The sequence below is a fragment of the Rhizobium sp. TH135 genome, assembly GCF_002855515.1.
Lineage (GTDB): Bacteria > Pseudomonadota > Alphaproteobacteria > Rhizobiales > Rhizobiaceae > Allorhizobium.
This window is the reverse complement of sequence record NZ_PKRP01000004.1, coordinates 163,047-187,491: the sequence shown is the minus strand read 5'-3', so window position 1 is coordinate 187,491 and position 24,445 is coordinate 163,047. Positions and strand designations below refer to the sequence as shown.

Sequence of the window (24,445 nt, the reverse complement as noted above, 5' to 3'; positions counted from 1 at the left end):
CCGCATACGAAGGACAAGATATGTTTGATGTTCACAGCGTTGAGATCGAGTGGGCAGGCCGCCCGCTGAAGCTGGAAACGGGCAAGATCGCCCGCCAGGCCGACGGCGCCGTTCTCGCCACCTATGGCGAAACCGTTGTTCTCGCCACCGTCGTTTCGGCCAAGTCGCCGAAGCCGGGCCAGGACTTCTTCCCGCTCACCGTCAATTACCAGGAAAAGACCTATGCCGCCGGCAAGATCCCGGGTGGCTATTTCAAGCGCGAAGGTCGTCCGTCGGAAAAGGAAACGCTGGTTTCCCGCCTGATCGACCGCCCGATCCGCCCGCTCTTCCCGGAAGGCTACAAGAACGACACCCAGGTCGTCGTCACCGTCATCCAGCATGACCTCGAGAACGACCCTGACGTCCTGTCGATGGTTGCCGCTTCGGCTGCCCTCACCCTCTCCGGCGTTCCCTTCATGGGCCCGGTCGGTGGCGCCCGCGTTGGCTACATCAACGGCGAATACGTTCTGAACCCGCATCTCGACGAGATGGACGAGTCGGTTCTGGACCTCGTCGTTGCCGGCACCCAGGACGCCGTCCTGATGGTCGAGTCGGAAGCCAAGGAACTGAACGAAGACGTCATGCTCGGTGCCGTCATGTTCGGCCACAAGGGCTTCCAGCCGGTCATCGACGCGATCATCAAGCTCGCTGAAGTGGCTGCCAAGGAGCCCCGCGAATTCGAGCCGGAAGATCATTCCGCTCTCGAAGCCGAAATGCTCTCGATCGCCGAGACCGAACTGCGCGCTGCCTACAAGATCACCCAGAAGGCTGATCGTTACGCCGCCGTCGACGCCGTCAAGGCCAAGGTGAAGGCACACTTCTTCCCGGAAGGTGCAGAGCCGAAGTATTCGAACGAAGTCATCGGTGCCGTCTTCAAGCACCTGCAGGCGAAGATCGTTCGCTGGAACATCCTCGACACGAAGAGCCGCATCGACGGCCGCGACCTGTCGACCGTTCGTGCGATCGTATCGGAAGTCGGTATCCTGCCGCGTACGCACGGTTCGGCTCTCTTCACCCGCGGCGAGACGCAGGCGATCGTTGTTGCCACGCTCGGCACCGGCGAAGACGAACAGTATGTCGACTCGCTGACCGGCATGTACAAAGAACGCTTCCTTCTGCATTACAACTTCCCGCCCTACTCGGTCGGTGAAACTGGTCGCATGGGCTCCCCGGGCCGCCGCGAAATCGGTCACGGCAAGCTCGCCTGGCGCGCTATCCGCCCGATGCTGCCGTCTGCAGAGCAGTTCCCTTACACGCTGCGCGTCGTCTCCGAGATCACCGAGTCGAACGGCTCGTCCTCGATGGCCACCGTTTGCGGCACCTCGCTCGCTCTGATGGACGCCGGCGTTCCGCTGGCCAAGCCGGTTGCCGGTATCGCCATGGGTCTGATCCTGGAAGGCGAGCGCTTTGCAGTTCTCTCCGACATCCTGGGTGACGAAGACCACCTCGGCGACATGGACTTCAAGGTAGCGGGTACTGCCGACGGCATCACCTCGCTGCAGATGGACATCAAGATCGCCGGTATCACCGAAGAGATCATGAAGGTCGCGCTCGGCCAGGCTCAGGGTGGCCGCAAGCACATCCTCAACGAAATGGCGAACGCCCTTTCGGAAAGCCGTGGCCAGCTCGGCGAGTTCGCTCCGCGCATAGAAGTGATGAACATCCCGGTCGACAAGATCCGTGAAGTCATCGGTTCGGGCGGCAAGGTCATCCGCGAAATCGTCGAAAAGACCGGCGCCAAGATCAACATCGAAGATGACGGCACCGTGAAGATCGCCTCTGCCTCCGGCAAGGAAATCGAAGCAGCCCGCAAGTGGATCCACTCGATCGTGGCCGAGCCGGAAGTCGGCGTCGTCTATGAAGGCACCGTTGTGAAGACCGCCGACTTCGGCGCCTTCGTCAACTTCTTCGGCTCGCGTGACGGCCTCGTGCACATCTCGCAGCTTGCTTCCGAGCGCGTTGCCAAGACCTCTGACGTCGTCAAGGAAGGCGACAAGGTCTGGGTCAAGCTGATGGGCTTCGATGAGCGCGGCAAGGTTCGCCTCTCCATGAAGGCCGTCGACCAGACGACCGGCAAGGAAATCGTTGCCGAGAAGAAGGATGGCGAAGCCGCTGAATAAGCGGACGTCGTACCCGATCCGAGGCGCGGGAGAAATTCCGCGCCTTTTTTGTTCGCCGAGAGAGAAGACCAAGCCATGAGCCGCGAAAGCCTGAAGACCCTTTTCCATCCCTTCGTCACCGAGGCTGTCGCTCTACCGGCTGCAGAAAGCCGTTGGCTCTTCCTCGGCGCGGAAGCCGGATTTGCAAAACCCGAAGGCTTCGCAGCCGAACTGACGGCGGTGCAGGATTTCCGCCCCGAGTTTCGGCGGCTCGAAGCCAGCCATCTGAAGCCCCTTCCCGCCGTCGAGGGCGAATCCTATGATGGCGCGCTCGTCCTGTGCGGCAAGCACAAGGGCGTCAACGAGGATCGCATCGCCGAGGCGCTGAAGCGCGTCAAGGCCGGCGGCACCGTCGTTGTGGCCGGCGCGAAGGAAGACGGGATCGTGCCGCTTCGCAAGCAGCTCGATCGCCTGGGGCTCGAGCCCGAGTCCACGCCGAAATATCACGGCGTCGCAGTCTGGTTCACGGTTCCCGCCGACACCGCCACGCTGGTTGCAGCGCTTGCTGCGAAATCCGTGACGGTCGAGGGACGGTTCGAGACCCGCTCCGGTCTCTTCTCCCATGCGCATGCCGACGAAGGTTCGGAATTGCTGGCAAGCCGCTTCCCGGCCGACTTCAATGGAAATGCCGCTGATTTTGGCGCAGGCTGGGGTTATCTATCGGTGATGCTGGCCCAGGCTGCGCCGCGCACCAATCGCATCGACCTGTTCGAAGCGAGCCACGAGGCGCTGGAGCATGCCAAGCGCAATCTGGCGAAGAACTGCCCTGATCTGACGACGCGTTTCTTCTGGCAGGATTTGGCCAGCGAACCGCCGAAGGAAAAGTACGATCTGGTCATCATGAACCCGCCTTTCCACGAGGGTCATGCTGCTGAGCCATCGATCGGCGCTGCCATGATCAAGGCGGCAGCAGAAGCGTTGCGCGGCGGCGGAGACCTCCTGATGGTGGCCAATCGTGGACTGCCGTACGAGCCGGTGCTGGGTGCGCATTTCAAGCAGCATGGCGAAGTCTGCCGCAATGCCCGCTTCAAGGTGCTCTGGGCCAAGCGCTGAGCACGCGTGATCGTGAACGGCCGCGTTCGACCATAGACTACGCGGCCCTCGACTCTGGACATCCGCTGGCTTAGCATCTCACGCCAACAGCTTCACTTCTGGCGCCAGCGGTCCAATGCCTCCTCGGAACCTCACCGATGAATTGACCACCGTAGCCGGCCTCGCCTCTGCGGTGGTCGAGCATGCCCAGTCCTATGGCATCGATATAAAGCCGATTTGCAAGGCGCTGGACATCGATCCAGAGGTGTTCCAGAGCTTGACAGCGCGGATCAGCCTCGACCGCCTCTGCAGGCTTCTGGAGGCCTGTGCGTTGCTGGCCGATGACGAAGCGTTTGGGCTGACCAGCATCAAGGGCTATGAGGCGGGCTCGACCGGCCCCTTCGGCTACGGCCTGATGGCAGCGCCGACCGGGTTAGACTTCGTGCGCTTCCTCGACGGCCACATCCAGTATGTTACCCATACCAGCTATTCCAGGCTCTCGATCGACGAGCGCGGGGCACACCTAGCCTGGACCTTTGCACCCATCATCGTGAAGCGCGACCAGTATGTCGACATGTCCGTGGGTCTTGTGATGCAGAGGGCAAAGGAGCTCACCAGCAGCGACAGCATCGAGATCGAGCTGGAACGGCAGCAGCCGCGCAATCCGCAGCCTTTCCGGCAGCTTCTGTCGCGCCGGATAAGATTTGCGGCCGGTATGAACTGCGTTCACTTCCCCCCCAGCTTTCTGGATGCGCACAATCCCACGGGCGATCGACGCCTTTTCGAGCTGATGGATCTTCAGTGCCGCAGCCTGAGAACTGCCCTGCCGGACAAGCCGGCGGATTTCCTTGAGCAGGTCAGGCAGTATCTGCTGCTTCACGTGTCAGATGACGACTATCCTCTTTCCGAGATCGCCCCCTATTTCGGACTCTCAGAGAGGACCTTCCAGAGGCGACTGGCCGCCCAGGGGACGAGTCTCAACGATTTGCGGGATCAGATCAGGAAGGACGTCAGCTTCAACCTGCTGACGGAAAGCGAGCTGCCGATCTCCGAGATCTGCTATCGCCTAGGCTATTCGGCGCCCAGCGCCTTCACCCGATCCGTGACGCGGTGGTTCGGTTCGACGCCGACAGAGGTGCGGGAGCGCAAGTCTGCGTGAACCGTCGACAACTTGACAATCCAGGCTCGAAGGTTCCTAATTCGATTGTGAGAACGCTTTATTGCGCCGCAGACCGCTTGATTAGCGCGCACGGATAAAAGCTTGTCGTCTGCGGTGAACGACTGCCGCCCATCAGAATGATATCTGCGCCGCTTGACGACCTGATGTGTTCATCAAGTCGCGTATCTCCATTGCGGCAACTTTGATCATGAAAACCGATACCATACGGGCCATCGGGAGGGATTCCTCTTTTCCGGCCCTATCCGACCGGGAAATCCGCTGTCTGCAGCTGGTGGCCGAAGGCATGCGCTCGGATGAGGCTGCCAATGTACTGGCTTTATCAAATCAAGAGGTGAACCTGGCTTTGGTCAGCGCCCAGGAAAAGCTTGAGGCGAGCAATCTGATGCATGCGGTGAGCCTCGCCATGCTGATCGGCGTCATCGACCATACCGATCCCCATCAACCGAAGTAAGCCGAACTCCCACGGCTGGCGGACCACTTCGGATGAACGCCTGGCGCGGTAACGCGCCAGGCTTTTTTATGTCTGCTGTCTTGTGATCAGCCGTTATGGCGCTGGAAGACCAGCGTCGCATTGGTGCCGCCGAAGCCGAAGGAGTTCGACAGGACGGTGTCGATCTTGGCGTTGTCGATGCGCTTGCGCACGACCGGCACGCCTTCGAATTCCGGATCGAGCTCGGTGATATGCGCGCTCTCGCCGATGAACTTCTCCTGCATCATCAGAAGGCCGTAGATCGATTCCTGGACGCCGGCGGCACCCAGCGAGTGACCTGTCAGAGACTTGGTCGACTGGATATGCGGGATCTTGTCGCCGAAGACTTCGCGGATCGCGCCGATTTCCTTGCTATCACCCACCGGCGTCGAGGTGCCGTGCGTGTTGATGTAATCAACTTCGCCAGTGACGGTCGCGAGTGCCTGACGCATGCAGCGCATGGCACCTTCGCCCGATGGGGCGACCATGTCGTAGCCATCGGAGGTCGCGCCATAGCCGACGATTTCGGCATAGATCTTGGCGCCGCGGGCCTTGGCGTGCTCGAGCTCTTCCAGAACCACAACGCCGGCACCTCCGGCGATGACGAAGCCGTCGCGGGAGACGTCATAGGCGCGGGAGGCGGTCGAAGGCGTGTCGTTGTACTTCGACGACATCGCGCCCATGGCATCGAACAGGCTCGACATGGACCAGTCGAGATCCTCGTGGCCGCCGGCAAAGACCATGTCCTGCTTGCCCCACTGGATCATCTCGTAGGCATTGCCGATGCAATGGGCCGAGGTCGAGCAGGCAGACGAGATCGAATAGTTGACGCCGTGCAGCTTGAACCATGTGGCAAGCGTGGCAGATGCGGTCGACGACATGGCCTTCGGCACGGCAAACGGGCCGATGCGCTTGGGGCTGTTGTTCTGGCGGACGATGTCAGCCGCTTCGACGATCTGCTTAGTCGACGGGCCGCCGGAACCCATGATGATGCCGACGCGCTCGTTCTGCTGATAGTCGGCCTCTTCGAGGCCAGCATCGGCAATTGCCTGCTTCATGGCAACATGGTTCCAGGCGCCGCCCTGGGACAGGAAACGCATGGCACGGCGGTCGACGAGTTCCGTCGGATCCAGATTGGGCTTACCCCAGACCTGGCACCGGAAGCCGTGCTCGGCGAAATCGGGAGAAAAGGTGATGCCCGACTTGGCATCGCGCAGCGAAGCGGTGACTTCGGCGGCATCGGCACCGATGGAGGACACGATGCCAAGACCTGTTACTACAACCCGTCTCATCTCTCAGACCTTCTTTATGAACTTCAGGTGCGGACCGGGCCGTATCAGGCCGTCTTGTCCTTCGACAGACCGACGCGCAGGTCGGATGCCTGATAGATAGTTTCGCCATCGGCCTTCAACCAGCCGTCAGCCGTACCAAGCACCAGGCGACCGCGCATGACGCGCTTGAAGTCGATGCCGTATTCCAGGAGCTTGGTCTCGGGGCGCACCATGCCCTTGAACTTGACCTCACCGGTGGAGAGAGCCATGCCGCGACCGGGCTCACCCAGCCAACCGAGGAAGAAGCCGGTCAGCTGCCACATGCCGTCGAGGCCGAGGCAGCCCGGCATGATGGGGTTGCCCTGGAAATGGCAGGGGAAGTACCAGTCGTCGGGGCGCACGTCATATTCCGCGCGGATATAGCCCTTGTCGAAGGCGCCGCCGGTTTCCGAAATGTCGGTGATCCGGTGGACCATCAGCATCGGCGGCAGAGGGAGCTGCGCATTGCCCTCGCCAAAGAGTTCACCGCGGCCGCAGGCGAGGATTTCGTCGTAGTTATAGCTGGACTGTCTCGTAACCATTGTTCTTCTTCTTCCCCCCTCTGCTTCACATCGTCGGGACCCATTAGACCAAGACGGTGGCAAATTGAAGCCCCGCGCCCATCCGCTGGTTCCCAGGGCATTTTTGCCCATCCTCTTATCATCGTCGCATACAGGAAGGAAAAGGGCATCACCAGACCCGAGGGGCCAAAAACCGCCCAATAGCGGGCGTCTGCGGGCTTCTGCCCACTGCAACTATTGAAACACCCTGATTTTGCAGCTATATCGACATCTGTGGATGCTTATGCATGCCACGCAACGACTGGAGTGCGTCTTTGACGATGGCAACCTGCGAAACGGGTATCGAACTCAAACTGCGTCGCTCGGGACTGCGCCCGACGAAGCAGCGCATTGCGCTTGCCGGTCTTTTGTTCGCAAAGGGTGATCGGCATCTGACCGTGGAAGAACTCCATGAGGAAGCGCTGTCGGCTGATTTTCCGGTGTCGCTTGCGACCGTCTACAACACCCTGCACCAGTTCACCGAAGCCGGTTTGATCCGGGTGCTCGCGGTCGAGAGCTCGAAGACCTATTTCGACACGAATGTCTCGGACCACCACCACTTCTTCGTGGAAGGCGAGAACAAGGTTCTCGACATTCCCGTGAACAATATCAGCATCGACAATCTGCCGCCGCCGCCGGAAGGCATGGAAATCGCCCATGTCGATGTCGTGATCCGCTTGCGGCCCAAGCAGGGCTGAACGCCCTACCCTCCCCTCACATGACTTCGTCCGGATGCCGGCCAGGCTTGTGCTTGTAGGTCGGAAACGTCCATCCGAAGTGCAGCGCTCCTCCACGGATGACAAATGCCGCTGCGGCTCCAATCGCGGAGGCCGCATAAAGGGGCATGCCAAGCTCGTTTGCCGCCGTGAACACGGCAGCACCGACAAGGGCAGCCGTGATGTAGATCTCCGGGCGCAGCAGCACGGAAGGCTCGTTTGCCAGGAGGTCTCGCAGGACGCCACCGAGGCTTGCCGTCAGGGTTCCGGTGACGATCGCGATCGTCGGCGAGCCGGTCGCTGCAAGGCCCTTCGCCGCCCCCATGACGCAATAGGCCGAGAGGCCGATCGCATCGAGCCAGATCAGAAGGCGGTAGCGCGATTCGACGAGATGGGCGGTGAAGAAGACCACAACGCCAATCGCGCAGCAGACCAGGATGTAATCCGGATTGAGCACCCAGAAGACGGGGACGCGACCAAGCACGATATCGCGCACCGTGCCGCCGCCAAGCCCCGTCACGACGGCGAAGAATAGAAAGCCGATCATGTCGAGCTGCTTGCGGGAGGCGGCAAGCGCGCCCGTCGCCGCAAACAGGGCGATCCCCGCATAATCGAGATAGGATAGGAGCGACATGCCTTCATTCCTTAATGGAGCCGTTTGCCCGAGGCCAGATTTGCACCACGCCGTTAAGGGTGGGGCAAGACGCAGCCGCTAGACTTATCCATCGTTCAGCACAGAATGCGATCCGGAGTCCAGACCGTGACTTTTCTCTCCCGCCTCCTCCTCGTTGTCGCCATGGGCCTTTTTTCGGCGCCTGCGGGCGCCCAGCAGGAATTGCTGACCGATCCCGAGATCTACGAGAAGGACCACTACACCAAGCGCTGCGATGCGGTGCAGTTCGGCAGTGCTTTCATCGATCGCATCGATATTAACAATGACGGCATCAAGGACGCGGTCACCAACAGCAGCGAAATCGTTTGCGACGGCGTGCGCGGACCCGATTGCACGGCAGAGGGCTGCCCGTTCAACTTCTACCTTCAGGTGAAGGAAGGCGGCTACTTCATGATCGCCACGGCGCAGATGTACTCCTATGACTTCGTTCAGCGGTTCGGGAACATGGTCTTCGTGCTGAAGATGCACCCGCGCTATTGCGAGCGTGAGGAGGGCCAGGAGCCCTGCGCCATGACGGTGCGCGTGCGCGGCACGAAATTCCTGACGATCTCGAAGAAATAACCCGGCTCACGGCGCCGGAAAGACCTCGTCGATGCGGCCTAGCGCCCGATAGGCGAAGAGCCCCACCCATTCCCGGACAGATGTCGACATCTGCTGTGCGTTCAGGCTCGGCTGGGTGAAGTCAAGCCGGAAGGCGACATTGCCGGCGGTGCGATAATCGACCGGCCACGGCGCTACCTCGACGCCTGCCTTCCGGAACAGGCCAACCGAGCGCGGCATGTGAAAGGCGGAGGTAATGAGCAGGCAGGGCCCAAGGCCGCTGGAGGCCAGGAGCTCCCGGCTGTTCTGAGCGTTCTCGTCGGTGTTTCTGGAAGTCGTCTCGGCAATCAGCCTGTCGCGAGAAATTCCAAAAGCCTCGAAAAAGCGGATCGATGCCGCGGCATCCCCTTCATAAGCGCCGCTCAGCGAGCCATCGCCGCCGGACACCAGGATCCTTGCCTCGGGATAGCGGATGGCCAGCCGCAGCGCTTCGACGAAGCGGTCAGCCGCCTGATTGAGATCCATGCCGCCGCGCTCCGTGGTCACCTCCGTTTCGAAGGCACCGCCCAGCACGATCATGCAGGAGAGCTCAGCCGGGTCCGCCGTCTGACGCGGGAAGCGCGCTTCAAGGCTTTGCAGCAGCAGGGAGCCGAGCGAGGTATACTGCGTGAGGAAGAGGACAAGCAGGGAGACAAAGAGGGCGGATGCCGCCAGGCGCAGCCAGCGCATCCAGATCAGCATCAATGCGAGGCCGCCGAGCAGGAAAACGAGGGACAGGGGCTGGACCATGTTCCAGAAAATCTTTGAAACGACAAACACTCTGCATTCTCCCAGTCCAAGATCCGAACGCGCCATCCAGGTGGCCGCCGCTTCAGGAGACCAGCTTCGCTCAAGGACGCGTTACTAAACCCTCGTCCCACTGTCATCATTTCGATTCTGAATTTTTCGGGAGGTCACCATGCGATTTGCCGTCGACACCGTCGACGATTCCGGCAACGACCGCCTCTATATCGGCACTCCCGTTGACGTCATCGAGGACAAGCTGCACCTGAAGCTGCGCGACGGCGAGGTAAAGCTCGACATCCGCAAGATCATCGACTGGTTCCAGATCGATCTCTCGGAGAGCGGCGAGCGGGTGGAACTGTTCCGGAGGTGAGTAGCGCGGGCGCTTGCCCATCAAGGGAAGTGCGCCGCCATTGCGATCGCAACGACAAAAAGCGCCTTAGGGCGCTTTTTTGTACCAAAATTTCATCGGAAAATTTGGTGGAGCTAAGCGGGATCGAACCGCTGACCTCTTGCATGCCATGCAAGCGCTCTCCCAGCTGAGCTATAGCCCCATCAGGGTACCGGGTAATTTCCGGCTCCGGGAACCCCGTTGAAAGCACCGCTTCCGTCGGGGTGGCGGCTTGATACTTCCGGTAGTCGGAGATGGCAAGCCGAAAAATGAAAGCCCGGGCATTTTTTTAAGCCCGGGCTCGAAATCCTTGAAATATCAGACTTCGTCGTCGTCGCCGGTGACGCCGATCAGGCCGGTCATGTCATCGTCGTCATCGTCTTCGTCGGCTTCCAGGAAGGTGTCGTCGTCGTCGCCGTCGATCTCGACGTCGTCGTCGCCCATATCGGGGATATCGTCACCCGCTGCCTCGTCGGCGTCCTCGAGGGACACGAGCTCGACATCCGTGTTTTCGGTATCGACTTCGGCGACTTCCTCTTCCTCAGCCTTCTCCATGATGGCTGCGACCGAGGTTTCCTCAAAATAGGAAAGCGGCCAGGACTTGTTCGTGTACGGTGACACGATCGGGTCCTTGTTCAAGTCGTAGAATTTCTTGCCGGTGTCGGGGCAAGTGCGTTTCGTTCCAAGTTCTGCCTTCGCCACTGTCAAAGCCTCATGAAGTCGTGAAGAATAAGGGCATGCGCCTAGCGCCCGGCACGAGGCCGGCCAAACTGTAGTCGGTCCCCTTAATCGCTGGCGTTCGTCCTGTCAAAGGCAAACTTCGCTCCGGTTTCTGCAACCTTGGGATCGCATGCATCGCTTGGCAAGCGGGCACAAGGTTTGTATCAGACGGGCGAAGGAACCAGGAGAGACAGAGGGTCGAATGATCATTGCCATCGACGGACCGGCCGCGGCCGGCAAGGGAACCCTCTCGCGCCGGATCGCGGAGACTTACGGCTTCCACCATCTGGATACTGGTCTCACCTATCGGGCGACGGCCAAGGCCCTTCTGGACGCGGACCTGCCGCTCAACGACGAGGCGATCGCGGAAGGCGTGGCCCTCAATCTCGATCTCGGCGGACTGGATCGCGATATTCTCTCAGCCCATCACATCGGCGAGGCGGCTTCCAAGATCGCGGTCATGCCGGCAGTCCGCCGCGCTCTGGTCGAGGCTCAGCGCTCATTCTCCACCCGCCTGCCCGGCACGGTGCTCGACGGACGTGACATCGGTACCGTGGTGTGTCCGCAGGCCGCGGTGAAGCTCTATGTGACGGCCTCTCCGGAGGTGCGTGCGAGGCGCCGCTATGACGAGATCCTCGCCAAGGGGCTTGAGGCCGATTTCGATGCGATTTTCGCCGATGTGAAGACTCGGGACGAGCGCGACATGGGCCGCGCCGACAGCCCTTTGAAACCGGCTGATGACGCGCACTTGCTAGATACTTCCGAAATGAGTATAGAGGCCGCGTTCTTGGCAGCGAAGACACTGATCGATGCTGCCCTGACGAAATGAAGTGACCAGGATCCGGCCAAGCCGGAGCCTTCAGGCCGACACCCAGTCCCCGCGCCGGATTGCTCTCCAAATGAGAGCGGATCGGATGCCGGCCAAGATCAACACCAACCCCCGGCGCTCACGCATCCAGTGGGATGCGACTAGGAGATTTCATGTCTGTTTCTACCCCGTCGCGCGAGGACTTTGCTGCCCTCCTCGAGGAATCCTTTGCCAAGACCGATCTGGCCGAAGGCTATGTTGCCAAGGGCATCATCACGGCCATCGAAAAGGACGTTGCTATCGTTGACGTCGGCCTCAAGGTCGAAGGCCGCATCGCGCTGAAGGAATTCGGTGCACGCGCTAAGGACGGCACGCTCAAGGTCGGCGACGAAGTTGAAGTTTACGTCGAGCGCATCGAAAACGCTCTCGGCGAAGCTGTTCTGTCGCGCGAGAAGGCTCGTCGCGAAGAAAGCTGGATCAAGCTCGAAGCCAAGTTCGAAGCTGGCGAGCGCGTTGAAGGCGTTATCTTCAACCAGGTCAAGGGCGGCTTCACGGTTGACCTCGACGGCGCCGTTGCCTTCCTGCCGCGTTCGCAGGTCGACATTCGTCCGATCCGCGACGTTACCCCGCTGATGCACAACCCGCAGCCCTTCGAAATCCTCAAGATGGACAAGCGTCGCGGCAACATCGTTGTATCGCGTCGTACGGTTCTCGAAGAGTCCCGCGCCGAGCAGCGTTCTGAAATCGTTCAGAACCTCGAAGAAGGCCAGGTTGTTGACGGCGTCGTCAAGAACATCACCGATTACGGTGCGTTCGTTGACCTCGGCGGTATCGACGGCCTGCTGCACGTCACCGACATGGCATGGCGCCGCGTCAACCATCCTTCGGAAATCCTGTCCATTGGCCAGTCGGTCAAGGTTCAGATCATCCGTATCAACCAGGAAACTCACCGCATCTCGCTCGGCATGAAGCAGCTCGAGTCGGATCCGTGGGATGGCATCGCTGCCAAGTACCCGGTTGGCAAGAAGATCTCCGGTACCGTCACGAACATCACCGACTACGGCGCATTCGTCGAGCTGGAGCCGGGCATCGAAGGCCTGATCCACATCTCGGAAATGTCCTGGACGAAGAAGAACGTTCATCCCGGCAAGATCCTTTCGACCACGCAGGACGTCGACGTCGTCGTTCTCGAAGTCGATCCGTCCAAGCGCCGTATCTCGCTCGGTCTCAAGCAGACCCTCGAGAACCCGTGGCAGGCATTTGCCTACAGCCACCCGGCCGGCACTGAAGTCGAAGGCGAAGTCAAGAACAAGACCGAATTCGGCCTGTTCATCGGCCTCGAAGGCGACGTTGACGGCATGGTTCACCTCTCGGATCTCGACTGGAACCGTCCGGGCGAACAGGTCATCGAAGAGTTCAACAAGGGTGACGTGGTCAAGGCCGTCGTTCTCGATGTTGACGTCGAGAAAGAACGCATCTCGCTCGGCATCAAGCAGCTCGGCAAGGATGCTGTCGGCGACGCCGCTGCTTCCGGCGACCTGCGCAAGAACGCTGTCGTTTCGTGCGAAGTCATCGGCATCAACGATGGCGGCATCGAAGTGAAGCTGGTCAACCACGAGGACATCACGTCCTTCATCCGCCGCAACGACCTGGCCCGCGATCGTGACGATCAGCGTCCGGAGCGTTTCTCGGTCGGTCAGGTTGTCGACGCTCGCGTCACCAACTTCTCCAAGAAGGACCGCAAGGTCATGCTGTCGATCAAGGCTCTCGAGATCGCAGAAGAGAAGGAAGCCGTCGCTCAGTTCGGTTCGTCCGACTCTGGCGCGTCGCTCGGCGACATCCTGGGTGCAGCCCTGAAGAACCGCAGCAACGACTAATCCTCGCTGTTGACTGAAATAAAAGAACCCGCCGGCAGCAATTCCGGCGGGTTTTTCTTTGCCTGGATTAATCAGTTGAGGCCGGCCATCCGCAGGTAGAGCTCATGGGCAGGCTCTACCCGGAGGCTGAGCGGGCTGTCAGCAGGCGGCGGCAGTGCGGGTGGAGTCGATTCCTGCTCAAGAGCTGCGGGACCGGCAGGTCCATCGACGTGGCCTGGAGCATTGTCGGAGGCTGTGTCCGTATGGCTCTCCTCGCCTGCAGGCTCTCCGGAATCCTCAGGATCGTGATCGTCAGACTCCCCCCGGCCCCCGGCCTGTTCGTCCCGCTCTTCCTCTTCCTCGACACGATCCTCTTTGAAGTCATCATCGATCAGGTAGGAGATGAAGGGCAAGGGAATGCCTTCACGGGCGATGGCGGGGCGAATTTGAGCTTGCTCCGCAAGGAGAGCCAGTGGCGGCAGACTGCGCTCCTCGGTGTGCTCAGGTGATGCGGGATCGAGCATGCGGCTGGCGTGCTCTGGTTCATCGGCTGCCTCGTCCGGCATCACTGTTTCGGGCGACGGGAGTGGGAGAGCCGTTTCAGCGGCAGCCTGACGGCTGTTTGCCAGGATCTGGCCGCCGACATCGGCGGACAGCGTCTTCAATTGAAGGAGAGCCTTGACGAAGTCCGTCTCCAGCAGCTCGGCAAGCCAGGCGGCCGGTAGCGGCGGTGCGGGAGGTGCGTCCGCCGGGATGGAAGGCGGGGCGGCCCCAAGCAGCGCTGCTCGTTCGATTGTTTGCCGGCCATCGGTCTCGGCCTGGGCACGCCGCTCGGTGGGCAGATTTCGTGACGGGACGAGCGGCTCGCCGGACCGCGGAGTGCTGTCATCGCCGGCCGGGGGTTCGGCAAGGTCCGGCGTGACAGGTCCTGCCGTGGCGGCGTCTGTGCTCGCCTTGGATAATTGCGTCGACGAGTTGGGCGTCGAAGCCGCATTGGTGCGGGGAGTTTCGGATGGCGGCTGCTCGCCAGGCAATCGAGGCGCGGCAGAAGACACTGACGATCGTGACGGCAGAGCGGCATCCGTGTTGGATGGCCTCGCTGGAGCGGAAGCCGTCTGTTTGGTTCCGGTCTCTGTCTCGCCACCAATCGCCTGGGCAGCAAGTCGGGTCCCTTGAAGCTGCTCCCCTGCCTTCTGATTCGGCAGCGGCGCATCCGCTACAGGTCGCCCGGCATCATTGGCGGCGATCCGCCGTGCCGGCGAAGCGTCAGCCGAGCGGAGATCGCCGGCAAGCTCTCGGTAGGACGAGATGACGGAGCGCGCTGCGCCATCCCTGTCCGTTTGGCGATAAAGCTCGAGGTAGAGCGCCAGCGTCGTGCGCTCAGGTCCGGACGGATTGGCCATGGCGTCGAGAAGGGTCCGCAACTGCAGGCCGGCGAAGGACTGAGCAAGAAGTTTCTGGAGCTTCACGCGATCGGCGGCGGGAAGACCGGCAATGCCATCTATCAATCTGCCCATGTAGTCGGTGAGGCTTTCATCGACACCGCGTTCGATCTTCAGCGCGCTTCCCAGCACTTCGGCAAGGGCGGCGAGATTTTGCGACATCCGTTCGGGGCCGGATAGCAGCATCATGTTGAGCTGTCCGGCAACAGCTGCTTCGCGAGCGATTGCTGTCGGTGCTGCCGGCACATTGGCCGTCGTCGGACGTGCCGAGACCGTCTGATCCGGGCGCTGTTTTGCCTCGGTCGCCGAAGCATAGGCATTTGCGGACGCAAGGACTGGAGGAAGCATGGGCCACCTCTACGGTTCTGGTGCCTCTGGACTAAGACCACGAACGAACGCCGGGATTGAGGTCCACCTGTTGTGGCTGACACACCGACCTTTCGGCTCCGATCCTCAATCGTCGCTCGATATGGTTAACCAATTGCTAACCGCGCCAACAATCTGCAGGACACCAGCCTCGCGCATAGATTGACAGGCATCATGGAGACGGCGGCAGACTGTCGCCCGATGGACCAACGACAGGCGCAGGCATGACACGCAATCTTCTCCTGAATACGGACAGCTACAAGCTCGGCGTCTTTCTTCAGTATCCCAAGGACACGCGCTCCGTCAGCGCCTTCGTCACGACGCGCGGCAACTCCTTCCGTCCGGAGGTGATGTTCTTCGGGCTGCAGATGTTCCTGAAAGACTATCTGTCGACACCGATCACGCGAGCCGATATCGACGAAGCGGAAGATGTGACGCGTGCGCATGGCCAACCTTTCGACCGCAGCGGCTGGGAGCATATCCTCAACGCTCATGGCGGAATTCTGCCGCTCAGGATCGAAGCGCTGCCGGAAGGCACGGCGATTCGCCGGGGTGTGCCGGTCATGCAGGTGGTGAACACCGATCCGCGCGTGCCATGGCTGACCTCGTACATGGAGACAGCACTTCTTCGTGCCGTCTGGTATCCGTCAACCGTTGCGACCACCGCCTGGCGGTTGCGTCTGGCGATCCAGCCTTTCCTGGAGCGGACGACCGATGATCCGGCGGGACTGCAGCCGAGCCGAATCAGTGATTACGGTTGCCGCAGTACATCCAGCGTCGAACAGGCCGCGATCGGCGGGGCGGCGCATCTGGTGCACTTCCACAGCTCCGATTCGCTTCCCGCCATCATGCAGGCGCGGCGCTTCTACAAGACGTCCATGCCGGCCTATTCCGTGCCGGCAGCCGAACACGGCACGATCATCGCCTGGGGTCAGGCGCATGAGGCCGAGGCCTATTCCAACATGATCGACAATTTTGCGAGCTTCGGCGCCTATTCCGTCGTCTCCGACAGCTTCGATCTGCACAATGCCGTCGCTGAAATCTGGGGCAAGAAGCTGCAGACCAAGGTGCGCGCGGCTGGCGGCGTTCTCGTCGTGCGGCCCGACAGTGGCGACCCGATCGATACGCCGGTTCAGGTCGTTGCGCAGTTGGCCTATGCCTTCGGCACACGCCTGAACGGCAAGGGCTTCAAGGTCCTTGATGGCAATGTGCGGGTCCTCCAGTCCGACGGCGTCTCGATCCAGGACATTCAGATGATCCTCGGGCGGCTCGAGGGTATGGGCTTCTCTGCCGAGAACATCTCTTTCGGCATGGGGTCTGGGCTGCTGCACAAGATCAACAGGGACACTATGTCCTTCACCATGCGCACGAGCGCGGTCGAAGACAGCGCTGGGCAATGGCGGCCGGTGGCGCGGCGTCCTTCCAATCCGCAGGAGAAAACGCCGATGGCCGGGCGCGTGGCCGCGATCGCTGACGGCTATGACATCGCGACCGTACCGCTGGAAGACCTCGGCGGGCGGGCCAATCTGCTTCGGCCCGTCTGGCAGAATGGGGAATTGCTGGTGGACTGGAGCCTGGACGAAATCCGGGCTCGGGCGACTGCAGCCAGCCTGCCCCGCTAGGTCAATCGACGAGGCGCATGTAACGCGGGTAGAGACCGGCTTCGTCGGATGGCACTGGCACGCGTTCGCCAAATGCCTCGTCGGAACGGCTGCGCTCATCGACGATGAAGGCATCCAGCCAGTTGGCAGGTGCGTAGCGAGGACCTTCGTCTTCACTGTTTGCGTGGTCGACAGGCGCTTCGATCAGGTCGAGGTCGTAGGTGGATGGATTACGCGATACCTGGTCGAGGAGGATACTGGATGCTTCCGTCATGGTCGCCTGATCAACGCCTTTATGGGAGCGGGCGACTTGAAAGACCCGATCCGTTACCGATTTTTGTTGGAGCGATGATGCGAAGTCTCGGTTAACGAAACCTTGGCAGATGCTCTTCTCTTTGGGTCAATTCTCATCGATGAAAAGATAGAGGCATGAGTTTCAGACCTCCCATTTTTCTGCTGTCGTCGTCTACCAAGGACACGATGACACCGCTCGACATCGAGCTTGCGGGCGAAAAGGCTGATGCGCTGGCGCGCGCCGGTCGGAAGGCCGAAGAGGCGCTCAGTCGGCTTGCAGCTGCACGAAATCAGGAGAAGGCTTCGCTGGATGCTCTGATCGATACGGCAGCCGATGCGGTATTTGCTCTGACCATTCAGCGGGAGCTCTGCGGCTTGAGAAACCAGCAGGACATGATCAGGAGATACGAAATCCCGGGCGATGTCATGGCGCGCGTCGGCATTACCCGGAAAGGGTGAAGAGCGGCGCCACGGCCGCCATCCGCGCCCTGACGTCAGCTATGCGCGAAAATGTCGGTTTCTTCCCAGCCCAGCAGATCCAGCTTTGCGCGTGTCGGCAGGAATTCGAAACAGGCCTTTGCGTGCTCCAATCGACCATCGCGCATGAGGCGGTGCATCAGCTTGTCGCGAAGCGCATGCAGATGCAGGACATCGGATGCCGCATATTCGAGCTGGGCCTGGCTCAGCGTTTCGGCCGCCCAGTCGGAGGACTGCTGTGCCTTTGAGATGTCGATTTCCAGCATCTCCTTCAGATTGTCCTTTAAGCCGTGCCTGTCGGTGTAGGTCCGGGTCAGACGAGATGCGATCTTCGTGCAGAAGACGCCGGTGGTGGTGACGCCGAAGGTATGAAAGAGGACGGCGATGTCGAATCGACCGTAATGGAAGATCTTCACACGCGTCGGATCCGCCAGCATGGCAACCAGATTGGGGGCTTGCGTCTGCCCGGCAGCAATCCGGATGACATCGGCCGTGCCATCACCCGGCGAAAGCTGGACCACGCAAAGGCGATCCCTGCGCGGGACCAGACCGAGGGTCTCTGTGTCGATTGCTATGGCATCCGTATAGCGGGCTGCATCTGCGGCGGAGATATCCCCGTCGTGATAGCGAATTTTTGTCATTTTTGCCTCCGGAAGCCATCGATCAGTTCCTGCCCGCTATAGCGGAAAGCTCCCGGCAGCACCATCCCGGGCCGAAACGGCGGGTTTACTCGCCAGCAGGAGGGTGCTGAGATGGGGTTAGAAGGCGATGACAGCTTTGTGACAGGTGCATGCAGCAATTCGTGCAGGGGCTAAAACTGATCAATTTGTGATCAAATGCGTGTTCGAATTCGGCGAATCGAAAGAGACGAAAGGCATTCGCGCGCCATTTGTTGAAGTCGAAACCCATCTCTGCCCGAAGCTATGCAAGAAACGCACTGCTGCGTTGCAACAACCGCGATTGGCAAATCAGAGCGATGCGCATATAACAAGACCATCGAAGCGGCGCACTCCTCCTCCCAGTGCCGCTCGGTAGGATCGGCAATACTCCTCCTCCTCCCAATTGCCGATCAAGTTTAAGAGCCTGGCGCATCCTCCTCCCGCGCCAGGCTCTTTTCATTTCTAGCTCCCCCATTTCGATATCATCCTCCATGCCGGTCGCACCGCAGAGTGTTCTGCTTGCTGCAAAGGCGTGCGGACCCATATAAGGCCTTCAGGCGAAACCGCTGAGGAGGCATACATGTCGGTAAAGTTCGGGACGAGTGGATTAAGAGGACTGTCGACGGAGCTCGTCGGTTCTGTTTCGGCACTCTACGCGACCGCCTTTGCGCGGCACATGTTGGACAGCGGCGCGTTGCAGACCGGATCGCCCGTGGTCATCGGCCGTGACTTTCGACCATCGAGCCCCGAAATCGCCGGCACCATCATGGCGGCTGTGAAGCGCCTTGGACTCGAACCCATCGACTGCGGCACGATCCCGACACCGGCACTCGCTCTCTACGGCGCTTCGATCGGTGCTGCAGGGATCATGGTGACGGGGTCCCATATCCCCGCCGACCGGAATGGCATCAAGTTTTACCGACCTGACGGCGAAATCAACAAGAGCGACGAAGACGCGATCACTCGTCTCGCCAGCGAGCTCAAGGATAGCGCTCAGGCCAACATGGTCGATGCCGGTGGCGGTGCGAACCACGAAGCCGACACGACGAAACTGTTCGTCGATCGTAATCTCGGCGTCCTTCCGGCAGGCTCCCTCGCGGGAAAACGGATCGGGATCTACCAGCACAGCTCGGTTGCCCGGGACATGCTGGTCACCGTCTTCGAGCACTTCGGTGCGACCGTCTTCCCGCTCGGGCGCTCTGAGCAGTTCATTCCCGTCGATACCGAGGCCGTTTCTCCCGACACCGTGACACAGCTCGCCCGCTGGACGGACGAGCTGGCGCTTGATGCGGTTCTTTCCACCGACGGAGACGGGGACAGACCGCTGGTCGCGGACGAGCATGGCATGCCGCTTCGCGGCGACCTGCTCGGGCTGGTCACCGCACGTTTTCTGGGGGCCGCCGTCGTCGCGACACCCGTGACCTCGAATTCCGGGCTTGAACAGGATGGCGGCTTCAGCGTTCGGCGAACCCGGGTTGGGTCTCCCTATGTGATCGCCGCCATGGAAGAGGCGCTAGCGAGCGGCGAACTCCGCGTCATCGGTTTCGAGGCGAATGGTGGTCTGATGCTGGGATCCGACTTTTCGATCGGAGAAACCCTGATCAAGGCCTTGCCGACCCGCGACAGTTTCCTGCCGGCGCTTGCCGTGCTTGGCACAGCCGCACAACGCGGTCTGTCGCTTTCGGCACTGGTCAATGATTTCAATCTTCCCGTGGCGCTCAGCGACCGTCTGGAAAATTATGCAAGTGAACGCAGCGCCTCTTTGATGGCGCATCTGCGCGGCTCCCGGCAGCAGTTGGAAACATTCCTCTCGCCGATCGGCACCGTCGAGACAGTGATTGACATCGACGGGCTGCGGGTGACTTTGACCGATGGCCGCGTCATCCATTTCCGTCCTTCGGGCAATGCTCCGGAAATGCGGTGCTATGTCGAGGCGGCGGACGCGGACAGTGCTGCGGCCCTGCTCAAGCAGGGTCTATCGCTGCTTGCAAGCTGGTCGATCTGAACCGAGCCGCCTGACGGGGCGTATTGGTTGATGACAGAAAACATGAGGACGTCATGACCAAGATTGCCTGGATTACCGGTTCAAGCACCGGCATCGGCCGCGCGCTGGCGGAACGACTGATACGCGACGGATACCGCGTGGCCGTCAGTGCACGCAGCGCCGATGCACTCGCGTCACTGGCCGCGAGCCACCCGGGCAAGGTCGGCGTCTATCCGCTCGATGTGACCGATCCTGCCGCTGTGAGGCAGGTCTTCGCCTCGATCGAGAACGAGATGGGCCCGGTCGATCTCGCGGTCTTTGCGGCCGGCTCCTATACCCGCGACTATGCCGAGGATTTCGACAGCGCGCGGACGCGGCAGATGTTCGAACTCAACGTGCTCGGCACGGCGTCATGCCTGGAAACGGTGATGCCGGCGATGATTACCCGCCGCAGCGGCCATATTGCGGTCGTGGCGTCTGTTTCGGGGTATGTGGGACTACCAGGTGCTGCGACATACGGCGCGACGAAGGCTGCTCTCAACGTGATGTGCGAAGCGCTCTATCCGGAGCTTGAGCGCCACGGCGTCAAAATGACCATCATCAATCCGGGTTTCGTCGACACGCCGCTGACGAAGAAGAACGACTTCCCCATGCCATTCCTGGTGTCAGCGGAAGAAGCGGCCGATACCATCGCCAAGGGGCTGGCGAAGGGGAAGTTCGAGATCATCTTCCCGTGGAAGATGGCGCTTACCATTCGCTTCCTGCATGCCCTGCCCCATTCGCTTCGGTTCGCCCTGACACGCAAAATGCTGCGTCCAAATCCCTGAACGCAGCATTCACTCGATATTCGAAATCAAAGTTCAGGCTGGCTTGTCCAGCCTGAATTGAACGACGTCGATGCGGCCGAAGCGGAAGCCGACGGCGCAATAGTGCAGGTAAAGACGCCACATGCGGTAGAAGCGACGGTCGAAGCCCAATGGCTCGATCTTCTGCCAGTTGGCGGTGAAGGCGTGGTCCCAGGCGATCAGCGTGCGATCATAGTCGCGGCCGAACCGGAAGCGGTCGCCAATCCTCAGACCGGCAGCTTCCGCATCCCGCTCGAAGGCGGTGACCGACGGCAGCATGCCACCCGGGAAGATATAGGTCTGGATGAAATCGGCGCTGCGGCGATAATAGTCGAAGCGGCTCTCATCGATGGTGATCGTCTGGATGAGGGCCTTGCCCCCCTCAACCAAGCGTTCCTGCACGGACTTGAAATAGACCGGCCAATTCTCTTCACCGACGGCCTCGAACATCTCGATCGAGACGATCTTGTCGAACTGGCCGCGGCAATCGCGGTAATCCTCGAGCCGGATGTCGACCCGATCGGCAAAGCCTGCCTTTTCCAGGCGGTCGCGGGCGAACTTCGCCTGTTCGTTGGACAGGGTGAGGCCGGTGACCCGACAGCCGGTCTTGCGGATAGCATGCTCGGCAAAGCCGCCCCAGCCGCATCCGATTTCCAGGACGTGGTCGTCCGGCCCGATCTGCAGCTCTTCGACGATGCGGGCGTATTTGGCTTCCTGGGCATCCGCAAGGCTCATGGCCGGCGCCGTGTAGAGCGCCGAGGAGTAGGTCATGGTCTGGTCGAGCCAGAGACCATAGAAGGCGTTCCCGAGATCATAATGATAGGCGATATTTCGCCGGCTACCCTTTTTCGAGTTGCGGCGCAGCTTGTGACGCAGGCGCGCCAGCGCCTTGAAGAGGGATGAGGAGGCGAGCACCGCACCGAGCTGGGCTTCGTTGGACAAAGCGAGTTCCAGAACGGCGCCGATATCGGGCGAATCGAGGTCGCCGTCCATGAAGGACTGTGCGAAGCCGAGCGTTCCGCCGGTCAGGAGGCGCAGGACAGGGCTCGCATTGCGCACGCACAAGACGGCATTCGGCCCCGGCTTCTCGCCGATCGCCACATGCTCTCCGTATCCTTCAAATTGAAGTGTGAGACGCCCGACGGCGATGCGATCGGCCCAGCGGCACATCATGCGCTGCCAGAATGTGAGAGAGCTAACCACAGGGTGCATTTCCTGCTCAGCGTGACTCATGACTTATTCATCCCATTCTGCACGACGATCGTAGACGCTATTCTGGCTGCTGCCGGCTCATGTCGATAGATGGGAACCCCCTTCCACCAAAGCTTCAGTGCCTCCCAATGAATGCCGCCCATCACTTTGAGGGTCATCAAAGGGTACTTCAGCAACATGTGCAACAAGCCTCTGTCCGACAAAGGACGGCGCCGGCCGGAAAAAGTTGCAAACAAAAGTGGCCCATCGGGATCGCTCTCGCCGATATTGATCGCGACATCGTCATCCGGCGGGCTGATGCGGAAATTGTATTCGCAGTTCATCGGCATGAAGGGGGAGACATACATCTCCTTGTCGCAGCTGTGGCGCAGGATGCCGTTCGCTTCTGCTTCCACCGGGATCACATAGGTGTGGCGCTCGTTGAAGGTGTTGCACACCTCGTAAAGGACTGCGGCAAGACCGCCCTCGGCGCGGTAGCAGAAGAAGACGGTGATCGGATTGAAGACATAGCCGAAGATCCGGGGATAGCAGAGCATGCGGATCTTCCAGCGGGCGTCTTCAAGCCCTGCCGCTGAAAGTCGTTCCTCAAGCCACGGGCGGAGCTCTCCGGTGCGACCATTGCCATGATCGACATCATGCACGGAATACAGCGCTGCGCGGTTGTAGCCGAAGAGGCGCAGGCCGTTGTTCAGCTGATCGATTTCGTCCAGGTCGATCAGAAGCGAGAACACGCTGTAGCGAAGGCTGTGCTTCTTAGGCCGGCTGCGAACATGCAGCACATGCCCGGCATAGATGGCGGACTGAAGCGTCATTCCGCAGCCTCAAGCTGACGGCTGATTACGATGCGGCCGGATTCGTTTTCGACCGACCAGGGACGGCGAACGCCGCCGAGCGCCTCGGCTACAGCAAGGCCCGCCTGCAGGCCATCCTCATGGAAGCCGCTTCCGAAATAGGCGCCGCAGAACCATGTGTTGCGGCGACCCTGCAGCTGCCAGATGCGGCGCTGCGCACGGATGGCGGCGACATCGAATAGGGGATGTTCATAGTTGAATGTCCGGATGACCTTGGACGGGTCGATCGGGCGGCATGGGTTGAGCGTCACGAAGAGCGGGGTCGCCGGATCGAGCGACTGCAGCATGTTCATCCAATAGGTGACGCAGAGGGTTTCGCTTGCGTCCGCCTGCTTGCCGGCGACGTAGTTCCAGCTTGACCAGACTGCCTTGCGCTTGGGCATCAACTGTTCGTCCGAATGGAGGACGGCGAGATTGGGCGTGTATTGGAAGGACTCGAGGATCTCACGCTCCTCGGTATCGGGATCTTCGAGCAGGTCGATGCTCTGATTGGCATGGGTGGCGAGAACGACATCATCGTAGGCTTCGACGCCGCCATGCACGTCTGTGACTTCCGCACCGGTAATGCCGCGGCGAACGCCCGTCACGGCCGTGCCGAGACGCACCTCGCCAGAGAAATCAGCTAGGATCCGCGCGACGTATTCGCGGCTGCCGCCCTTTACGGTGCGCCAGCGCGGGCGATCCTTGAGCACCAGCAATCCGTGGTTTGCGAAGAAGCGAATGAAGGCGTGGAGCGGATAAAGCCGCATTTCCGAAGCCGTTGTGGACCAGATGGCAGCGCCCATCGGCAGGAGATGATCCTCAATGAAGGATGGCGCATAGTCGGCCGAGGCCAGATAGTCGCCGAGCGATACACCCTCAAGCTCCCGTCGATCAAGAAGGCCCGGCGCCTCCTTGTAGAAGCGGAGGATGTCCTTGACCATGCGCCAGAAGCGCGGACGCAGGATGTTCGACTTTTGCCCCAGGAGACCGGAAAGGCCCGAGCCCGAATATTCGAAGGCCCCGTCACCGAGCGACGCTGCAAAGGACATGTTCGACGGCAGGGTCGGGACGTCAAGATGCTCGAACAGCTTCACGAGATTGGGATAGTTGCGGTCGTTATAGACGATGAAGCCGGTGTCGACGGGAATGTCCTTGGCTGCGCCCGGCGCCAGGACCGTATTGGAATGGCCACCCGGCCGGCTCTCCGTTTCATAGAGAACGACGTCGGCGCTTTTCGACAGCAACCAGGCGCAGGAAAGACCCGAAATGCCCGACCCGATGACCGCGATCCTGCGTTTACCGCCGAATGCGGCCTTCGTCGTACCAGTGTCCATTACCCGCCCTTTACAAACTCTTTTATCCAATGGATTCGCCAATGATTACGCAAGGTAAATCTCAATGGATTGATTGGCGCGAATAAATTCACATCAAGTGATCCGTCCGCAAAACGGCGGCGTAAAGCGCTTCATGATGAACGCGATACACATCTCGGCAGA

At 60.7% G+C, this 24,445-nt stretch carries 24 protein-coding genes and 1 tRNA gene; 13 read left to right on the top strand and 12 right to left on the bottom strand.

The genetic code is table 11. The features are described 5' to 3' along the window. The first annotated feature begins 20 nt into the window (after positions 1–20). The 4 genes from pnp to C0V73_RS13615 all read left to right on the top strand — a co-directional run bounded on the left by pnp (position 21) and on the right by C0V73_RS13615 (position 4,861). On the top strand, positions 21–2,159 hold the full coding sequence (gene pnp / locus C0V73_RS13630; protein ID WP_102020547.1) for a polyribonucleotide nucleotidyltransferase: 2,139 nt from the start codon (positions 21–23) through the stop codon (positions 2,157–2,159). 75 nt (positions 2,160–2,234) lie between these two features. Beyond that, positions 2,235–3,251, top strand: coding sequence for a class I SAM-dependent methyltransferase (locus C0V73_RS13625; RefSeq protein WP_102020827.1), 1,017 nt, complete (start codon positions 2,235–2,237; stop codon positions 3,249–3,251). Positions 3,252–3,366: 115 nt separating this feature from the next. Next, positions 3,367–4,389 (top strand): AraC family transcriptional regulator, encoded by a 1,023-nt coding sequence (locus C0V73_RS13620; RefSeq protein ID WP_102020546.1) that lies wholly within the window; start codon positions 3,367–3,369, stop codon positions 4,387–4,389. Positions 4,390–4,597: 208 nt separating this feature from the next. After that, a complete protein-coding gene (locus C0V73_RS13615) occupies positions 4,598–4,861 on the top strand; it encodes a LuxR C-terminal-related transcriptional regulator (protein ID WP_102020826.1) in 264 nt (87 codons plus the stop codon). Positions 4,862–4,947: 86 nt separating this feature from the next. Here C0V73_RS13615 and fabB read toward each other — a convergent pair whose 3' ends face one another. Both fabB and fabA read right to left on the bottom strand, forming a co-directional pair. Continuing rightward, the gene (fabB, locus tag C0V73_RS13610) at positions 4,948–6,171 is read right to left on the bottom strand and encodes a beta-ketoacyl-ACP synthase I (RefSeq protein WP_102020545.1); all 1,224 of its coding nucleotides are present in this window, start codon (positions 6,169–6,171) and stop codon (positions 4,948–4,950) included. 44 nt (positions 6,172–6,215) lie between these two features. Beyond that, positions 6,216–6,731, bottom strand: coding sequence for a 3-hydroxyacyl-[acyl-carrier-protein] dehydratase FabA (gene fabA, locus C0V73_RS13605; protein WP_006725266.1), 516 nt, complete (start codon positions 6,729–6,731; stop codon positions 6,216–6,218). Between the two features lie 299 nt (positions 6,732–7,030). On the opposite strand from fabA, the gene irrA reads away from it, so the two are divergent. After that, positions 7,031–7,447, top strand: a complete 417-nt coding sequence (irrA, locus tag C0V73_RS13600; protein ID WP_102020544.1) for an iron response transcriptional regulator IrrA — start codon at positions 7,031–7,033, stop codon at positions 7,445–7,447. Positions 7,448–7,463: 16 nt separating this feature from the next. On the opposite strand, the gene C0V73_RS13595 is transcribed toward irrA, so the two are convergent. Further along, positions 7,464–8,099 carry a trimeric intracellular cation channel family protein gene (locus C0V73_RS13595; protein ID WP_102020543.1) on the bottom strand — a complete coding sequence of 212 codons (636 nt, stop codon included), beginning with the start codon at positions 8,097–8,099 and terminating at the stop codon, positions 7,464–7,466. A 162-nt stretch (positions 8,100–8,261) separates the two neighbouring features. Here C0V73_RS13595 and C0V73_RS13590 point away from each other — a divergent pair, with 162 nt between their 5' ends. Further along, positions 8,262–8,699 (top strand): hypothetical protein, encoded by a 438-nt coding sequence (locus C0V73_RS13590; protein ID WP_245407982.1) that lies wholly within the window; start codon positions 8,262–8,264, stop codon positions 8,697–8,699. A gap of 6 nt (positions 8,700–8,705) precedes the next feature. Here C0V73_RS13590 and C0V73_RS13585 read toward each other — a convergent pair whose 3' ends face one another. Further along, entirely contained in the window at positions 8,706–9,497 is a 792-nt protein-coding gene (locus tag C0V73_RS13585) for a YdcF family protein (protein WP_102020542.1), read from the bottom strand. A 139-nt stretch (positions 9,498–9,636) separates the two neighbouring features. Here C0V73_RS13585 and C0V73_RS13580 point away from each other — a divergent pair, with 139 nt between their 5' ends. Then, positions 9,637–9,834, top strand: coding sequence for a hypothetical protein (locus tag C0V73_RS13580; RefSeq protein WP_102020541.1), 198 nt, complete (start codon positions 9,637–9,639; stop codon positions 9,832–9,834). Positions 9,835–9,939: 105 nt separating this feature from the next. On the opposite strand, the gene C0V73_RS13575 is transcribed toward C0V73_RS13580, so the two are convergent. Continuing rightward, positions 9,940–10,015: transfer RNA gene (locus C0V73_RS13575), tRNA-Ala, on the bottom strand. Between the two features lie 155 nt (positions 10,016–10,170). Beyond that, complete coding sequence (locus tag C0V73_RS13570; RefSeq protein WP_102020540.1) at positions 10,171–10,554, bottom strand: TIGR02300 family protein; 384 nt, start codon at positions 10,552–10,554, stop codon at positions 10,171–10,173. 220 nt (positions 10,555–10,774) lie between these two features. Here C0V73_RS13570 and cmk point away from each other — a divergent pair, with 220 nt between their 5' ends. Together cmk and rpsA are read left to right on the top strand one after the other, a co-directional pair. Next, the gene (gene cmk, locus C0V73_RS13565) at positions 10,775–11,401 is read left to right on the top strand and encodes a (d)CMP kinase (RefSeq protein ID WP_102020539.1); all 627 of its coding nucleotides are present in this window, start codon (positions 10,775–10,777) and stop codon (positions 11,399–11,401) included. Positions 11,402–11,553: 152 nt separating this feature from the next. Beyond that, a complete protein-coding gene (gene rpsA / locus C0V73_RS13560; RefSeq protein WP_102020538.1) occupies positions 11,554–13,257 on the top strand; it encodes a 30S ribosomal protein S1 in 1,704 nt (567 codons plus the stop codon). 71 nt (positions 13,258–13,328) lie between these two features. Here the strand turns inward: rpsA and C0V73_RS13555 are convergent, their stop codons facing one another. After that, a complete protein-coding gene (locus tag C0V73_RS13555) occupies positions 13,329–15,026 on the bottom strand; it encodes a hypothetical protein (protein WP_102020537.1) in 1,698 nt (565 codons plus the stop codon). A 242-nt stretch (positions 15,027–15,268) separates the two neighbouring features. On the opposite strand from C0V73_RS13555, the gene C0V73_RS13550 reads away from it, so the two are divergent. Beyond that, positions 15,269–16,666, top strand: coding sequence for a nicotinate phosphoribosyltransferase (locus C0V73_RS13550; protein WP_102020536.1), 1,398 nt, complete (start codon positions 15,269–15,271; stop codon positions 16,664–16,666). Position 16,667: 1 nt separating this feature from the next. Here the strand turns inward: C0V73_RS13550 and C0V73_RS13545 are convergent, their stop codons facing one another. After that, positions 16,668–16,919 carry a hypothetical protein gene (locus C0V73_RS13545; protein ID WP_102020535.1) on the bottom strand — a complete coding sequence of 84 codons (252 nt, stop codon included), beginning with the start codon at positions 16,917–16,919 and terminating at the stop codon, positions 16,668–16,670. 155 nt (positions 16,920–17,074) lie between these two features. On the opposite strand from C0V73_RS13545, the gene C0V73_RS13540 reads away from it, so the two are divergent. Then, a complete protein-coding gene (locus C0V73_RS13540) occupies positions 17,075–17,398 on the top strand; it encodes a DUF6665 family protein (protein ID WP_102020534.1) in 324 nt (107 codons plus the stop codon). A gap of 35 nt (positions 17,399–17,433) precedes the next feature. Here C0V73_RS13540 and C0V73_RS13535 read toward each other — a convergent pair whose 3' ends face one another. Further along, a complete protein-coding gene (locus C0V73_RS13535) occupies positions 17,434–18,057 on the bottom strand; it encodes a ribonuclease D (RefSeq protein WP_102020533.1) in 624 nt (207 codons plus the stop codon). 598 nt (positions 18,058–18,655) lie between these two features. Between C0V73_RS13535 and C0V73_RS13530 the strand changes: the two genes are divergently transcribed. Together C0V73_RS13530 and C0V73_RS13525 are read left to right on the top strand one after the other, a co-directional pair. Continuing rightward, positions 18,656–20,080, top strand: coding sequence for a phosphomannomutase (locus tag C0V73_RS13530; protein ID WP_102020532.1), 1,425 nt, complete (start codon positions 18,656–18,658; stop codon positions 20,078–20,080). Between the two features lie 53 nt (positions 20,081–20,133). Then, the gene (locus tag C0V73_RS13525; RefSeq protein ID WP_102020531.1) at positions 20,134–20,886 is read left to right on the top strand and encodes an SDR family NAD(P)-dependent oxidoreductase; all 753 of its coding nucleotides are present in this window, start codon (positions 20,134–20,136) and stop codon (positions 20,884–20,886) included. A gap of 33 nt (positions 20,887–20,919) precedes the next feature. Here the strand turns inward: C0V73_RS13525 and C0V73_RS13520 are convergent, their stop codons facing one another. The 3 genes from C0V73_RS13520 to C0V73_RS13510 are packed head-to-tail and all read right to left on the bottom strand — an operon-like array spanning position 20,920 to position 24,283. Beyond that, positions 20,920–22,137 carry a cyclopropane-fatty-acyl-phospholipid synthase family protein gene (locus tag C0V73_RS13520; protein WP_102020530.1) on the bottom strand — a complete coding sequence of 406 codons (1,218 nt, stop codon included), beginning with the start codon at positions 22,135–22,137 and terminating at the stop codon, positions 20,920–20,922. Beyond that, the gene (locus C0V73_RS13515; protein ID WP_102020529.1) at positions 22,134–22,928 is read right to left on the bottom strand and encodes a DUF1365 domain-containing protein; all 795 of its coding nucleotides are present in this window, start codon (positions 22,926–22,928) and stop codon (positions 22,134–22,136) included. The genes C0V73_RS13520 and C0V73_RS13515 overlap by 4 nt, the downstream gene beginning before the upstream one ends. Further along, positions 22,925–24,283: an FAD-dependent oxidoreductase gene (locus C0V73_RS13510; protein ID WP_102020528.1), complete on the bottom strand. Its 1,359-nt coding sequence runs from the start codon at positions 24,281–24,283 to the stop codon at positions 22,925–22,927. Before C0V73_RS13510 ends, C0V73_RS13515 begins: the two co-directional genes overlap by 4 nt. Between the last annotated feature and the right edge of the window lie 162 nt (positions 24,284–24,445).

What these genes read in the sequence shown, in the direction of transcription:
- C0V73_RS13530 (WP_102020532.1), top strand. Translation starts at nt 18,656, where the DNA reads ATGTCGGTAAAGTTCGGGACGAGTGGATTAAGAGGACTGTCGACGGAG.
- C0V73_RS13625 (WP_102020827.1), top strand. Translation starts at nt 2,235, where the DNA reads ATGAGCCGCGAAAGCCTGAAGACCCTTTTCCATCCCTTCGTCACCGAG.
- cmk (WP_102020539.1), top strand. Translation starts at nt 10,775, where the DNA reads ATGATCATTGCCATCGACGGACCGGCCGCGGCCGGCAAGGGAACCCTC.
- C0V73_RS13535 (WP_102020533.1), bottom strand. Translation starts at nt 18,057, where the DNA reads ATGACAAAAATTCGCTATCACGACGGGGATATCTCCGCCGCAGATGCA.
- C0V73_RS13545 (WP_102020535.1), bottom strand. Translation starts at nt 16,919, where the DNA reads ATGACGGAAGCATCCAGTATCCTCCTCGACCAGGTATCGCGTAATCCA.
- C0V73_RS13595 (WP_102020543.1), bottom strand. Translation starts at nt 8,099, where the DNA reads ATGTCGCTCCTATCCTATCTCGATTATGCGGGGATCGCCCTGTTTGCG.
- C0V73_RS13590 (WP_245407982.1), top strand. Translation starts at nt 8,262, where the DNA reads ATGGGCCTTTTTTCGGCGCCTGCGGGCGCCCAGCAGGAATTGCTGACC.
- C0V73_RS13580 (WP_102020541.1), top strand. Translation starts at nt 9,637, where the DNA reads ATGCGATTTGCCGTCGACACCGTCGACGATTCCGGCAACGACCGCCTC.
- C0V73_RS13525 (WP_102020531.1), top strand. Translation starts at nt 20,134, where the DNA reads ATGACCAAGATTGCCTGGATTACCGGTTCAAGCACCGGCATCGGCCGC.
- rpsA (WP_102020538.1), top strand. Translation starts at nt 11,554, where the DNA reads ATGTCTGTTTCTACCCCGTCGCGCGAGGACTTTGCTGCCCTCCTCGAG.
- C0V73_RS13620 (WP_102020546.1), top strand. Translation starts at nt 3,367, where the DNA reads ATGCCTCCTCGGAACCTCACCGATGAATTGACCACCGTAGCCGGCCTC.
- pnp (WP_102020547.1), top strand. Translation starts at nt 21, where the DNA reads ATGTTTGATGTTCACAGCGTTGAGATCGAGTGGGCAGGCCGCCCGCTG.
- C0V73_RS13510 (WP_102020528.1), bottom strand. Translation starts at nt 24,283, where the DNA reads ATGGACACTGGTACGACGAAGGCCGCATTCGGCGGTAAACGCAGGATC.
- C0V73_RS13555 (WP_102020537.1), bottom strand. Translation starts at nt 15,026, where the DNA reads ATGCTTCCTCCAGTCCTTGCGTCCGCAAATGCCTATGCTTCGGCGACC.
- irrA (WP_102020544.1), top strand. Translation starts at nt 7,031, where the DNA reads ATGGCAACCTGCGAAACGGGTATCGAACTCAAACTGCGTCGCTCGGGA.
- fabA (WP_006725266.1), bottom strand. Translation starts at nt 6,731, where the DNA reads ATGGTTACGAGACAGTCCAGCTATAACTACGACGAAATCCTCGCCTGC.
- C0V73_RS13520 (WP_102020530.1), bottom strand. Translation starts at nt 22,137, where the DNA reads ATGAGTCACGCTGAGCAGGAAATGCACCCTGTGGTTAGCTCTCTCACA.
- C0V73_RS13550 (WP_102020536.1), top strand. Translation starts at nt 15,269, where the DNA reads ATGACACGCAATCTTCTCCTGAATACGGACAGCTACAAGCTCGGCGTC.
- C0V73_RS13615 (WP_102020826.1), top strand. Translation starts at nt 4,598, where the DNA reads ATGAAAACCGATACCATACGGGCCATCGGGAGGGATTCCTCTTTTCCG.
- fabB (WP_102020545.1), bottom strand. Translation starts at nt 6,171, where the DNA reads ATGAGACGGGTTGTAGTAACAGGTCTTGGCATCGTGTCCTCCATCGGT.
- C0V73_RS13515 (WP_102020529.1), bottom strand. Translation starts at nt 22,928, where the DNA reads ATGACGCTTCAGTCCGCCATCTATGCCGGGCATGTGCTGCATGTTCGC.
- C0V73_RS13540 (WP_102020534.1), top strand. Translation starts at nt 17,075, where the DNA reads ATGAGTTTCAGACCTCCCATTTTTCTGCTGTCGTCGTCTACCAAGGAC.